This window comes from Pseudoalteromonas sp. MMG005 (assembly GCF_018101015.1).
GTDB classification, from domain to species: domain Bacteria; phylum Pseudomonadota; class Gammaproteobacteria; order Enterobacterales; family Alteromonadaceae; genus Pseudoalteromonas; species Pseudoalteromonas aurantia.
Genome location: NZ_JAGJEK010000004.1, coordinates 78,004 through 91,692, shown reverse-complemented (window position 1 = coordinate 91,692; position 13,689 = coordinate 78,004). Strand labels below are relative to the sequence as shown.

10 protein-coding genes are annotated in these 13,689 nt (G+C 42.3%); 8 read left to right on the top strand and 2 right to left on the bottom strand.

Translation table 11 applies throughout. The features are described from left to right. Nucleotides 1-84 precede the first annotated feature (84 nt). From rpoC to tuf, 5 genes are all read left to right on the top strand, one after another. Nucleotides 85-4,266 (top strand): DNA-directed RNA polymerase subunit beta', encoded by a 4,182-nt coding sequence (gene rpoC / locus J8M01_RS04640; protein WP_192509036.1) that lies wholly within the window; start codon nt 85-87, stop codon nt 4,264-4,266. A gap of 544 nt (nt 4,267-4,810) precedes the next feature. Continuing rightward, nucleotides 4,811-5,185: a 30S ribosomal protein S12 gene (gene rpsL, locus J8M01_RS04635; protein WP_010367657.1), complete on the top strand. Its 375-nt coding sequence runs from the start codon at nt 4,811-4,813 to the stop codon at nt 5,183-5,185. Between the two features lie 103 nt (nt 5,186-5,288). Then, entirely contained in the window at nt 5,289-5,759 is a 471-nt protein-coding gene (gene rpsG / locus J8M01_RS04630) for a 30S ribosomal protein S7 (protein WP_010367661.1), read from the top strand. Nucleotides 5,760-5,786: 27 nt separating this feature from the next. After that, the gene (fusA, locus tag J8M01_RS04625; RefSeq protein ID WP_211057177.1) at nt 5,787-7,901 is read left to right on the top strand and encodes an elongation factor G; all 2,115 of its coding nucleotides are present in this window, start codon (nt 5,787-5,789) and stop codon (nt 7,899-7,901) included. A 59-nt stretch (nt 7,902-7,960) separates the two neighbouring features. Then, complete coding sequence (tuf, locus tag J8M01_RS04620) at nt 7,961-9,145, top strand: elongation factor Tu (protein WP_192509034.1); 1,185 nt, start codon at nt 7,961-7,963, stop codon at nt 9,143-9,145. A 112-nt stretch (nt 9,146-9,257) separates the two neighbouring features. Here tuf and J8M01_RS04615 read toward each other — a convergent pair whose 3' ends face one another. Next, nucleotides 9,258-9,626 carry a hypothetical protein gene (locus J8M01_RS04615; RefSeq protein WP_211057176.1) on the bottom strand — a complete coding sequence of 123 codons (369 nt, stop codon included), beginning with the start codon at nt 9,624-9,626 and terminating at the stop codon, nt 9,258-9,260. 54 nt (nt 9,627-9,680) lie between these two features. Here J8M01_RS04615 and J8M01_RS04610 point away from each other — a divergent pair, with 54 nt between their 5' ends. Further along, nucleotides 9,681-10,118 (top strand): TerB family tellurite resistance protein, encoded by a 438-nt coding sequence (locus tag J8M01_RS04610; RefSeq protein ID WP_192509032.1) that lies wholly within the window; start codon nt 9,681-9,683, stop codon nt 10,116-10,118. Nucleotides 10,119-10,153: 35 nt separating this feature from the next. On the opposite strand, the gene J8M01_RS04605 is transcribed toward J8M01_RS04610, so the two are convergent. Continuing rightward, the gene (locus tag J8M01_RS04605; protein WP_192509031.1) at nt 10,154-10,663 is read right to left on the bottom strand and encodes a sigma-70 family RNA polymerase sigma factor; all 510 of its coding nucleotides are present in this window, start codon (nt 10,661-10,663) and stop codon (nt 10,154-10,156) included. A gap of 212 nt (nt 10,664-10,875) precedes the next feature. On the opposite strand from J8M01_RS04605, the gene J8M01_RS04600 reads away from it, so the two are divergent. Then, the gene (locus J8M01_RS04600) at nt 10,876-13,290 is read left to right on the top strand and encodes a penicillin acylase family protein (protein ID WP_211057175.1); all 2,415 of its coding nucleotides are present in this window, start codon (nt 10,876-10,878) and stop codon (nt 13,288-13,290) included. A gap of 60 nt (nt 13,291-13,350) precedes the next feature. Then, the gene (locus J8M01_RS04595; protein ID WP_192509029.1) at nt 13,351-13,554 is read left to right on the top strand and encodes an MbtH family protein; all 204 of its coding nucleotides are present in this window, start codon (nt 13,351-13,353) and stop codon (nt 13,552-13,554) included. Nucleotides 13,555-13,689: the final 135 nt, after the last annotated feature.

The following is a 13,689-nucleotide window of genomic DNA, read 5'->3' as shown; positions in this document are numbered from 1 at the left end:
ACTCTTAATTGAGTAACCGGATTAAAAGAATGTAGGGGTGAGCAATGCTTGCCCTCAAGATTAACCTCCGACAGGAGAGCTAAGGTGAAAGACTTACTTAAGTTTCTGAAGCAACAAAATAAGACCGAAGAGTTCGATGCGATTCGAATTGGTCTTGCTTCACCAGACATGGTTCGTTCATGGTCTTACGGCGAAGTAAAGAAACCTGAGACAATCAACTACCGTACTTTCAAGCCTGAGCGTGATGGCTTATTCTGTGCCCGTATTTTCGGCCCAGTGAAAGATTATGAGTGTTTATGTGGTAAATATAAGCGCTTAAAACACCGTGGTGTGATCTGTGAAAAATGTGGCGTTGAAGTAACGCTAACTAAAGTACGCCGTGACCGTATGGGTCACATTGAACTAGCGAGCCCAGTAGCGCATATTTGGTTCCTTAAATCACTTCCGTCTCGTATTGGCTTAATGCTAGATATGACGTTACGTGATATCGAACGTGTACTTTATTTCGAATCATTCGTGGTAACTGAGCCTGGTATGACAACGCTTGAACGTAGTCAGCTATTAGGTGAAGAAGAATACCTAGATGCATTAGAAGAGCACGGTGATGAGTTCGAAGCTAAGATGGGTGCTGAAGCAGTACTAGACTTACTTCGTGAACTTGATCTTGGTCAGTTAATCGCAGAAATGCGTGAAGAGTTACCAACAATTAACTCTGAGACTAAGCGTAAGAAAATCACTAAGCGTCTTAAGCTTATGGAATCTTTCCACCAATCAGGTAACAACCCTGAGTGGATGATCATGAGTGTACTTCCGGTTCTTCCACCAGATCTTCGTCCTCTAGTACCACTAGATGGCGGTCGTTTTGCGACGTCTGATCTGAATGATTTATACCGTCGTGTTATTAACCGTAATAACCGTTTGAAGCGTCTATTAGACTTAGCGGCACCAGATATTATCGTACGTAACGAAAAGCGTATGTTGCAAGAAGCGGTTGATGCGCTCCTTGATAATGGTCGTCGTGGTCGTGCAATTACCGGTTCTAACAAGCGTCCACTTAAGTCGCTTGCTGATATGATCAAAGGTAAGCAGGGTCGTTTCCGTCAAAACTTACTAGGTAAGCGTGTAGATTACTCTGGTCGTTCTGTAATCACAGTAGGTCCTACGCTTAAACTTCACCAGTGTGGTCTTCCTAAGAAGATGGCATTAGAGCTATTCAAGCCATTTATCTACGGTAAACTTGAGCGTCGCGGCATGGCTACGACTATCAAAGCTGCGAAGAAGATGGTTGAGCGTGAAGTTCCTGAGGTTTGGGACGTACTTGATGAAGTGATCCGTGAACACCCGGTATTACTTAACCGTGCACCAACACTTCACCGTCTTGGTATTCAGGCATTTGAGCCGGTACTGATCGAAGGTAAAGCAATCCATTTACATCCATTAGTATGTGCGGCCTATAACGCCGACTTCGATGGTGACCAAATGGCGGTACACGTACCGTTGACAATCGAAGCTCAAATTGAAGCGCGTGCGCTGATGATGTCTACAAACAACATCTTATCTCCAGCGAACGGCGAACCAATCATCGTACCTTCACAGGACGTTGTATTGGGTCTTTACTATATGACGCGTGATCGCATCAATGGTAAAGGTGAAGGCATTGTCTTTAAAGATCAGAAAGAAGCTGAAAAAGCATACCGTACAGGTACTGCTGAACTTCATGCTCGTGTAAAAGTACGTATTACTGAAACACGCATAGATGAAGAAACTGGTGAGCGTTCTGAAGTAACAGAAATCATTGATACGACGGTTGGTCGTGCAATACTTTCTTTGGTATTACCTGAAGGCTTACCGTTTGAGCTTATCAACAAAGCATTAGGTAAAAAGCAGATTTCAAATCTTCTAAACGAGTGTTATCGCCGTTTAGGTCTAAAAGATACTGTAATCTTTGCTGACCAAGTAATGTATACCGGTTTCCATTACGCGATGAAATCTGGTGTTTCTATCGGTATTAATGACTTGGTTATTCCACCAGTTAAAGCCGAAATCATTGACAATGCAGAAGCAGAAGTGAATGAAATCAACCAACAGTTCCAATCAGGTCTTGTAACTGCGGGTGAGAAATACAACAAAGTAATCGATATCTGGTCACGTGTTAACGAAAACTTATCACGTGAAATGATGGCGAACTTGTCAAAAGACACCGTTATCAATGCCAAAGGCGAAGAAGAAGAGCAACCGTCATTTAACTCCGTGTTTATGATGGCAGACTCTGGTGCTCGTGGTAGTGCCGCTCAGATCCGTCAGCTAGCAGGTATGCGTGGTCTGATGGCACGTCCAGATGGTTCAATCATCGAAACACCAATCACGGCTAACTTCCGTGAAGGTCTAAACGTACTACAGTACTTCATCTCAACGCACGGTGCGCGTAAAGGTCTAGCCGATACAGCACTTAAGACAGCGAACTCGGGTTACCTAACTCGTCGTCTAGTAGATGTTGCACAAGATTTGGTTATCAATGATGATGACTGTGGCACATTAGACGGTCTAACGATGAAACCGCTTATCGAAGGTGGTGATGTTGTTGAACCACTACGCGAACGTGTATTAGGTCGTGTAGTTGCAGAAGATGTTGTTATACCAGGTACGAATGACGTGTTGGTTGAGCGTAATATTATGCTTGACGAGAAACTGTGTGACCTTCTAGAAGAGCACTCAGTTGATGAAGTACGCGTACGTTCAGTTATCACATGTGATAACGACTTTGGTGTATGTGCTAAGTGTTATGGTCGTGACCTTGCACGTGGACACATCATTAATGCAGGTGAATCTGTGGGTGTTATCGCTGCTCAATCAATCGGTGAGCCTGGTACACAGCTTACGATGCGTACATTCCACATCGGTGGTGCGGCATCAAGAGCATCTGCGGAAAACAGCGTACAAGTTAAAAATAACGGTAGCATGAAGCTACACAATGCTAAGTATGTACTTAATACTGATGGCAAAATCGTTATTACTTCACGTTCAACAGAAATAACAGTTATCGATGAACATGGTCGTGAGAAAGAGCGTTATAAAGTACCTTACGGTGCGGTATTAACAATCCAAGACGGTGCAGACGTTCAAGGTAATGATGTTGTTGCAACATGGGACCCGCATAGTCACCCAATCATTCTTGAGCATGAATCAAAAGTGTCTTTCTCAGACATTGATGATAGCAACACAGAAGCGCAAACAGATGACCTTACCGGTTTAACACGGGTTGTTGTTAAGGACCTTTCTAAAGTAAATGCGAAAGAGCCTAAACTAATCGTTGAAAGTAAGAAGCGTGGACTACAAGAGATACGCTTACCATCGTTCACGACAATTGAAATTTCTGATGGTGCAACAGCTGCACCGGGTCAAGCGCTTGCGCGTATCCCACAAGAAGGTTCAAAAACTCGAGATATCACCGGTGGTCTACCGCGCGTTGCGGACTTATTTGAAGCTCGTAAGCCTAAAGAGCCAGCAATTCTTGCTGAGATCACAGGTACAATTAGCTTCGGTAAAGAGACTAAAGGTAAGAAACGTCTAGTTATTACACCAGATGAAGGCGATCATTACGAAGAGATGATCCCGAAATGGCGTCAGCTTAACGTGTTTGAAGGGGAATCAGTGTCTAAAGGTGAAGTCATCGCCGATGGTCCTGAATCTCCACATGATATCTTGCGCCTACGTGGTGTAACGGATGTATCTAATTACATCGTAAACGAAGTACAAGAAGTATATCGTTTACAGGGTGTAAAGATTAACGATAAGCACATCGAAACAATCATCCGCCAGATGCTACGTAAATGTATCATTCTGCACGGTGGTGACACGGAGTTCTTAGCTGGTGAACAAGTTGAAGTGGCTCGAGTAAATATCTCGAACCGTGAACTTGAAAAGCAAGGTAAGATCCCTGCCAAGTTTGAAATACAACTTATGGGTATTACTAAAGCATCACTTGCCACTGAATCATTTATTTCAGCAGCATCGTTCCAGGAAACAACGCGAGTTCTGACTGAAGCCGCAGTAAATGGTAAGAGTGATGAACTTCGTGGTCTGAAAGAAAACGTAATCGTGGGTCGTTTGATCCCAGCGGGTACCGGTTTCTCTTATCACCAAGAACGTATGGCTCGTCGTAAGCAAGCTGAACAGCCTGTAGAGGAGCAAACAGTAAGCGCTGAAGAGGCAACTCAAGCACTAACTGATGCACTTAACGCTGACTTATTAGGCGGTAATGACTAAACGCATTATCAGCTAGGTAGTAAATACCATCAGCTTTAAAAGCCGCCGCAAGGCGGCTTTTTTGTGTATGATGTTCATGTGACAGCTAAAGTGTCTGGTGTGCGTTTAGGGTGTGTTATCGATACGTTTATGGATAGGTATTGTGAAGGTAAGAGGAAGTGAGGTTGGTTTTTATAAACCCTATGGGCTTTTTTATATGCAAACGTATCGCTGCCATCTTAAGTGTATTAATCTGGTATCAATTCACGAATAGTACTTCCCAACAAGCGGACTAATGTAGGCTGAGATGGTTTTAAACGTTTTATATCTCAAATTACTAAAATGTGATTTTTACGAGTGAATTTGACAAAAAAAGTATAAAAAAGGGCGAGTTTGCCCTTTTCTTATCATTCTTATTGCTTCAACAGATGCTTTTTGTTGACAGTTCAAACTTTGCTCATTAAAATTCGGCCACCCATTTATTCGTTCAAAGCTTAGAATGAAAAATAGGGTCAGATTTTTTTATTTTTTTCAGCAGTAATTTTAACTAATCAGGAGCTATTTAATGGCAACTATTAACCAGCTAGTGCGTAAGCCACGTCGTAGCAAAGTTACTAAAAGTAACTCAGCCGCGCTTAAAGCTTGTCCGCAAAAGCGTGGTGTATGTACTCGCGTATATACAACTACACCTAAGAAACCAAACTCAGCATTACGTAAAGTAGCGCGTGTACGTTTAACTAACGGTTTCGAAGTTACATCATACATCGGTGGTGAAGGTCACAACCTTCAAGAGCACAGTGTAATCCTAATCCGTGGTGGTCGTGTTAAAGATTTACCAGGTGTGCGTTTCCACACAGTACGTGGTGCACTTGACTGTGCAGGCGTAAACGACCGTAGACAGGCTCGTTCTAAATACGGTGCAAAACGCCCTAAGGGCTAATGGTTCTCCGTTAGTAAGGCCAAGCACTTAAGTTTTAATTTTTAAATAATTTGTTTTGGGGAATCGTTTTAAATAACGAACCTGAAGATACCGGAGATATAAAATGCCTAGAAGACGCGTAATAGGTCAACGTAAAATTCTTCCAGATCCTAAGTTCGGATCGGAACTTCTTGCTAAATTCGTTAACGTAGTAATGTTAGACGGCAAGAAATCTACTGCTGAAAAAATCGTATACGGTGCGTTAAACGTGGCTGCTGAGAAATCAGGTAAGTCGCACCTAGAAATCTTTGAGTCTGCACTTGAAAATGTACGTCCAACGGTAGAAGTTAAATCTCGCCGTGTTGGTGGTTCTACATACCAAGTACCAGTTGAAGTACGTCCAGTTCGTCGTAACGCATTAGGTATGCGTTGGTTAGTTGACGCTGCACGTAAGCGTGGCGAGAAGTCTATGGGCCTTCGTTTGGCTCAAGAAATCGTTGACGCTGCTGATAACAAAGGCACTGCGGTTAAGAAACGTGAAGACGTTCACCGTATGGCTGAAGCGAACAAAGCATTCGCTCATTACCGTTGGTAATCTGCTAAGACCCTTTAAGAGGATAATATGGCACGTACAACTCCTATTGAGCGCTACCGCAACATCGGTATTTGTGCTCACGTAGATGCAGGGAAAACCACCACAACAGAACGAGTTCTGTTCTACACAGGTCTGTCTCATAAGATCGGTGAAGTTCATGATGGTGCTGCAACTATGGACTGGATGGAGCAAGAGCAGGAGCGTGGTATTACCATTACTTCTGCTGCGACCACGTGTTTCTGGAAAGGCATGGAAAGTCAATTTGACGACCATCGTATCAATATTATTGATACTCCAGGGCACGTAGACTTCACCATTGAAGTAGAGCGTTCTTTACGCGTACTTGATGGTGCGGTTGTGGTGTTATGTGCTTCATCAGGTGTGCAGCCACAGACAGAAACTGTTTGGCGTCAGGCGAACAAATACGAAGTACCTCGCATGGTCTTCGTAAATAAAATGGATCGCACTGGTGCTGACTTTTTAGCTGTCGTGGAGCAGGTTGAAACGCGCCTTGGCGCGACACCTGTGCCTATTCAGTTACCAATTGGTGCTGAAGACGAATTTAAAGGCGTTATTGATCTCATCAAAATGAAAGCCATAAACTGGAATCAAGAAGACCAGGGTATGACATTTACATATGAAGAGATCCCAGCAGATCTTCAGGATTTAGCCGAAGAATGGCGTGCTCACATGATTGAGAGCGCTGCTGAAGCAACTGAAGAGCTAATGGACAAATATCTAGAAGACGGTGAGTTGACTGAAGAAGAGATTAAATCTGCACTTCGTCAACGTACATTGGCCAGTGAAATTGTGCCGATGACATGTGGTAGTGCGTTCAAGAACAAAGGTGTACAAGCTGTGCTTGATGCGGTTGTTGAATTCATGCCATCACCTACAGAGGTTAAAGAAATTCAAGGTGTGTTGGAGGATGAGTCTGAAGACACCCGTGCCGCAGATGATAATGCGCCGTTCTCGGCGTTGGCATTTAAAATTGCCACTGACCCATTTGTTGGTACTTTAACCTTTTTCCGTGTTTACTCTGGTACTATTAAACAGGGTGACGCGGTTTACAACCCAATTAAAGGCAAAAAAGAGCGTTTGGGCCGTATCGTCCAAATGCACGCGAATTCTCGTGAAGAGATCAAAGAAGTACGCGCTGGTGACATCGCGGCAGCTATTGGTCTTAAAGATGTCACTACCGGTGACACAATATGTTCACAAGAAGCTGTTATTACTTTAGAGCGCATGGAATTTCCTGAGCCAGTAATTTCAGTCGCGGTTGAGCCAAGAACGGTGGCAGACCAAGACAAAATGGGTCTCGCGCTAAATAAATTAGCCGCAGAAGATCCATCGTTCCGTGTAGAAACGGACGAAGAATCAGGGCAAACGATCATCTCTGGTATGGGTGAACTTCACCTTGATATCATTGTTGACCGTATGAAACGTGAATTCAACGTACAATGTAACGTTGGTAAGCCTCAAGTGGCATACAGAGAGACTATTCGTAACTCAGTAGAAGCAGAAGGTAAATTCGTACGTCAATCTGGTGGTCGCGGTCAATATGGTCACGTTAAGCTCAAGCTTGAACCAATGGATATTTCAGATGATGAAGCACCAATTTACGAATTCGTTAACGAAATTGTAGGTGGTGCAGTACCAAAAGAATATATTCCAGCGGTTGACAAAGGCATTCAAGAACAGATGCGTCAAGGTGTCCTTGCCGGTTATCCGTTATTGGGTGTTAAAGCGACATTGTTTGATGGCTCATTTCATGATGTAGACTCAAACGAAATGGCGTTTAAAATTGCCGGATCAATAGGTTTTAAAAACGGGGCGCTTGAAGCGAATCCTGTTATTATGGAACCTGTGATGAAGGTTGAGGTTATCACCCCTGATACAAACATGGGTGATGTAGTAGGTGACTTAAATCGTCGTCGTGGCATAATTGAAGGCATGGAAGAAGCATTTGGTGGCTTAAAGCAGGTTAATGCACAAGTCCCGCTTTCTGAAATGTTTGGTTATGCGACCGATCTTCGCTCCGCTACACAAGGCCGTGCTTCATACTCAATGGAATTTTCCAAGTATGCTGAAGCCGGAAAAAATGTAGCAGAAACAATAATTGCAGCTCGCGCTGTTAAGTAATTTTAGTTCGGTCCGGTCTCTAAGGGCTGGACTTTAATTTCTTTATAGGAATTTTTAAGATGGCAAAAGAAAAGTTTGAACGCGTAAAACCGCACGTAAACGTTGGTACAATCGGCCACGTTGACCACGGTAAAACAACCCTAACTGCAGCAATCACTAACGTACTTGCAAAAGTATACGGTGGTGAAGCAAAAGACTTCGCAGCAATCGATAACGCTCCAGAAGAGCGTGAGCGTGGTATCACAATCTCAACGTCTCACGTTGAGTACGATACACCGACTCGTCACTACGCACACGTAGATTGTCCAGGACACGCGGATTATGTTAAAAACATGATCACTGGTGCTGCACAAATGGACGGCGCAATCCTAGTAGTTGCTGCAACTGACGGCCCTATGCCACAAACACGTGAGCACATCCTACTTTCTCGTCAGGTTGGCGTACCTTACATCATCGTATTCATGAACAAATGTGACATGGTTGATGACGAAGAGCTACTTGAGCTAGTAGAGATGGAAGTTCGTGAACTTCTTTCTGAGTATGACTTCCCAGGTGATGACTTACCACTAATCGCAGGTTCAGCGCTTAAGGCGTTAGAAGGCGAGAAAGAGTGGGAAGACAAGATTGTAGAGCTTGCAGAAGCACTAGATTCTTACATTCCAGAGCCAGAGCGTGACATCGATAAGCCATTCATCATGCCTATCGAAGACGTATTCTCAATCCAGGGTCGTGGTACAGTAGTAACTGGCCGTGTTGAAGCTGGTATTGTAAACGTGAACGACGAAGTTGAAATCGTAGGTATGAAAGAAACTACGAAGACAACTTGTACGGGTGTTGAGATGTTCCGTAAGCTTCTAGACGAAGGTCGTGCGGGCGAGAACATTGGTGCACTTCTACGTGGTACTAAGCGTGAAGACGTTGAACGTGGTCAAGTACTAGCGAAGCCTGGTTCAATCACTCCACACACGAAGTTCACTTCAGAAGTATACGTACTTTCGAAAGATGAAGGTGGTCGTCATACTCCATTCTTCAAAGGTTACCGTCCACAGTTCTACTTCCGTACAACTGACGTAACAGGTAACGTTGAGTTACCAGAAGGCGTAGAAATGGTAATGCCTGGTGATAACATCAAGATGACTGTAGACCTAATCGTACCAATCGCGATGGACGAAGGCTTACGCTTCGCTATCCGTGAAGGTGGTCGTACAGTTGGTGCTGGTGTTGTTGCAACTATCGTTGAGTAATATCGACCATAGTTAATGCATAAGCATTCATAAGAAACCCAAGCTTAGGCTTGGGTTTTTTTATGCTTGCGATTTCAACCTTCGTAGATAATTGATTGTGCTCTCAATCACCTTAGGGAGTGATACACTTGATTTCCGCGTACAGATCAGGCTTATATGGTCTAGGCTCTGTAGGTAGCCTTTCAAAGCGCTGAATCCCCTTTCTGAGCGTCAGTTGTGGAACTAACTCTTTACATAACTGTCTACTATGTCTAAGTAAAAACACACTTTGTTGGGTAAATGCCTGATAGCTGTCTGCGAGGATCCTGATGGCAAACCGTCTCTCACTGTATTGTACTAGTCTATAGTGTACCTTATGGTCGAAGTCATATAGCTTTTGCACTTCACCTAACTTAGCTGGAGTGTGGTGGCACCCTGCTAGAAAAAGTAGCATGGCAATACTGGTACATTTTAATTGGGGTGATACATTGAGCGCAAACATGAATTTCCTTAAAAATATTGCTACTTTTAAGAATAACATATTGGAGAGTCCGGATTGTTTAAACAAATAAAAAAACTATTAAAGGAATTATCTGAGCAGCCAAGAGAAAAAAATACGATTGATTTTAATACTGCGCTGGCTGCGTTATTGATTGAGGTAATGCGTGCTGACGGCAAGGTACTTGAAATAGAATTAATTAAAGTCACTGAAGTGCTTGTGGAACGCTGTGAGCTCGATGATAAACAGGTAAATGCGCTGATCACGTTAGCACAGCAACTCGTTGAGCAGGCGATAGACCTCTATGCCTTCGTTAAACAAATTAATAATAATACATCGGATATCGAGCGTATTGAAATTGTGCAACTACTGTGGTTTGTTGCATATGCAGATAATGATATTGACCGTTATGAAGATCATATTATTCGTAAAATTGCAGGGCTATTATATGTCAGTCATGCTGATTTTATCGCGGCCAAATTGGCCGCTCAATGAATACTACGCGATAAAAATTAGGATTAAAAAGCAGGCTAGTGTGCTAATTCTGACTTACATGATTGCACCACTTCTTTGAGCATAAAGTTAACTAATGTAGGGCTGATCTGATACATTTTAGCGATGTCTTTTTGCTTCATTTTTCCACTTCTATAGAAACTCACCACATTTTGATGCCTGGTAGATAATTTATTGATTGTTTTATTTACTTGCTGTGACACTTGGCGTTGTAAGTAGCGCTTTTCAATATTTGAATTATCATCATTGAACTGTTCAGTTTGCACACATTCAATATCAACCCATGCTTCCCGTGTTTGTTTTCGCAACATATCAATCGCGATATTTCTTGCTACTTGGTATGCATAGCTTGTCGCATTTTTTACTTGGTAGTTTTGATTCTCAGACATACCAGATAACCGAATAAATGTATCTTGAAGGGCATCTTCTGCAAGATAAGGGCAGCGTAAAATATTACTTAAGTAAGCAAGCAACTTAGCTTGATTTTGTGCAATAACCTGAGACCACTTATTTGCGAACTGCGACACGAAATACTCCTTATTGTACTCAATATTATAACAATAGTGAAAATGCAAATGATTATCAGTTGTGTATTATTTATAAATTTCACTCTTTGTCAATGGTCATAGTAGACAAAGTTACATTTACTTAACCAGAACAGGTAAGCGATGTAGGCTTTTTGTCCACTAGGTGGTTTGAATGCCGCTTTTATTGAAAGAATTAGTAATTAAGGAAAGTAATGGCAACACATAAGGTTATGGTCAAAGTATTGAGTATATTGTTCTTATTTTTCGGTTTACAACTTGCTGTAGCATCCGAAAATACATCCTCAAAAGTATTATCCGAAACGGTGAATGTGATGCGTAGCCAATATGGCATGGCACATATTGAAGCGACGAGTTTGTACGGGTTAGCCTATGGTAATGCGTATGCTCAAGCTCAAGATCATATTTGTATTTTAGCCGATGGATATTTACGTAATAGAGGACAGCGCGCTGAGTATTTGGGTCCAGATCGACAGCTTAACGATAACGCACATGTTATTTCCGATTTTGGTTATCGTATTTTGGACGTCTACGGACGAACTCAACGACATTACTCTGAGCTTTCCGATGACACACAAGCTTTAGCTGAAGGATTTGCCGCTGGTTATAACCGTTTTTTAGCTGAGGTGAATTTAGGTCATGAAAAATTGGGAAAAGAGTGCTTAGGTGCACCATGGGTGATGCCGATTGACGCAGTGGATGTTGTGGCGGGTATATTATCGTTGGGGATACAAAGTAGCTCAGGACGCTTTGTTCCTGCTTTTGTTCAAGCCCATCCGGGGGAGCAAGATGAATGGCGGCCTTATCTGGTTAAAAATATGGTGAGAAATTCATGGGAAATGAATCTCGTCCAAGCTGACTTTTCAATACCAGAACATCAACAGGGCTCGAATGGTTGGGCACTCGGTAAAGAAAAAACTAAAAATAGTCGCGGGATTGTGATGGCGAACCCTCATTTTCCGTTTAACGGTAATTTTAGGTTCTGGGCGAATCAGGCAACGGTAACAGATCGGATAAATGCAATGGGGGCATCAATTATAGGATTTCCAGGCCCTGTTAATATAGGTTTCAATGACTCATTAGCTTGGACTCATACGTTTTCAGCAGCGAAACATGCGGTGTTTTATCGTTTGTCACTGAAGCCTAATGATAAGCTCAGTTATGAATTAGATGGACAATGGCAAACCATCGAATCACGCGATATTGATATTCAGGTAAAAATAGGTAATGGCACACAAACGCTCAGAAAAACAGTTTTTTACACAGATATCGGCATCGTTATTGAGGATAGTAAGCGCTTCCCTTGGGATGATCAGTTTGTGTATGTGTTAAAAGATGCCAACTTAGATAGCTTTGACTCAATAGACCATTGGTTAGCAATGAATGAAGCAGATGATTTGGCTGAGTTTAAACAAACATTTCAAGATCTTGATGGCATGATGTTTAATAACACATTGATGGCTGATAAGGATGGAAATACATTCTACATTGATGACTCCAACGTGCCTTTGTTGTCATCAAAGGCGATTACCTTTTTGAAAACGGATCCAATCAGCGCAAACACCTTTGCAAGATCGGGGTTAATTGTATTACCCGCAAAAGAGCGTAGCTTCATTTTTAATGCTGAGGTGGAGTTTGAACATGCTCCACAGTTAGAGCGAAATGATTACGTGCAAAACTCAAATGATTCCTATTGGTTAACCAATGCTTTAGAACCACTCGTGGAGCACTCACCGTTATATGGCAAGTTTGCTGTGATGCAATCAATGCGTACACGACTTAGCCTCGATATGTTGTCTAATCGAGCAGGCCAAGATGGCAAGTTCACTATTGCTGAAGTGGAGCATGCCCTATTGGACAATAGTACGTTCTTTTCGCGTTTTAAATCTGATTTGCAAACTGCTTGCATCCTATTTGCGGGTCAAGTCGCTGGGGATGTGGACGCTGCATGCCGTGCAGTGACCTTATGGGATGGAATGTTTAATTTAGACTCTAAAGCGGCGCATTTAATCAATGAATTAGTATATATGATTGATTTAGAGGCAGATTTTAATGTGAAATTTGATTCTAAAGATCCAATTAACACACCTAGAGATTTAGTGAAAAACAGTGATATTTTGAAACGTTTAGCGGTCGCAGCTGAATTGGTTACAAGTGCAGGTTTTGCGTTAGACGCTAAGTGGGGAGATGTGCAGTATTTACAAAAAGACGCACGTCGGATCCGCTGGCCTGGAGCTACCCATCATGTTGGAGGGTTTAATATTTATGCTGCAAGTAACCATATGGATATGACGTCATTTTCGCCATCTGTACGTGCGGGAGTTCATAACCCTTTAACCAAAGCACCAACTTGGTCAGGGTTAAATCAAGATGGTATTCCCGTACATTTTGGATCAAGTTGGATGATGGTGGTGGGGTTTGAAAGTACAGGTCCAAAAGCGCGAGGCTTATTGAGCTTTTCCCAATCAACTTTAGCAGGATCAAAGCACTTTAGTGATCAGAGTTTGCAGTACAGTCAAATGCAACAATTGGTTGATTTGCCTTATAGGAGAGAAGACTTAGCTAAGCAGCTAAAAAGTAAAATCACATTAAAGATAGAAAAAGACTAAAAATCTTTCATTGTCGAGCGTCACAAAGCCATTAGTCGCAAATGATTTTTAGGAAACACGATGAGTTTTGACAACGAGAATGGCACTTTTAAAGTACTTATGAATCACGAAGAGCAGTATTCACTTTGGCCGAGTTATAAAAGTGTTCCTGGTGGTTGGAAAGATGTCGGCATTGAAGGCAGTAAGGATACATGTTTAACGTATATTAATGAAAACTGGACCGATATGCGTCCAGCTAGCCTACGTGAAGCAATGGCTAAGTAAAGTCAAATTAGTAGTGATATAAAACGGTATGGTAGTCGTACGCTGTGTTTATATCGCTACTACATAAGACATAATCTATTGTTTTGTATTCAAATCTTACACATTCCTACCAATAACATAGCCAGTTAATTTTCT

Excerpts from the sequence above, each read along its gene's own strand:
- J8M01_RS04600 (WP_211057175.1), top strand. The coding sequence starts at position 10,876 with ATGGCAACACATAAGGTTATGGTCAAAGTATTGAGTATATTGTTCTTA.
- rpsL (WP_010367657.1), top strand. The coding sequence starts at position 4,811 with ATGGCAACTATTAACCAGCTAGTGCGTAAGCCACGTCGTAGCAAAGTT.
- J8M01_RS04615 (WP_211057176.1), bottom strand. The coding sequence starts at position 9,626 with ATGTTTGCGCTCAATGTATCACCCCAATTAAAATGTACCAGTATTGCC.
- J8M01_RS04595 (WP_192509029.1), top strand. The coding sequence starts at position 13,351 with ATGAGTTTTGACAACGAGAATGGCACTTTTAAAGTACTTATGAATCAC.
- fusA (WP_211057177.1), top strand. The coding sequence starts at position 5,787 with ATGGCACGTACAACTCCTATTGAGCGCTACCGCAACATCGGTATTTGT.
- rpsG (WP_010367661.1), top strand. The coding sequence starts at position 5,289 with ATGCCTAGAAGACGCGTAATAGGTCAACGTAAAATTCTTCCAGATCCT.
- tuf (WP_192509034.1), top strand. The coding sequence starts at position 7,961 with ATGGCAAAAGAAAAGTTTGAACGCGTAAAACCGCACGTAAACGTTGGT.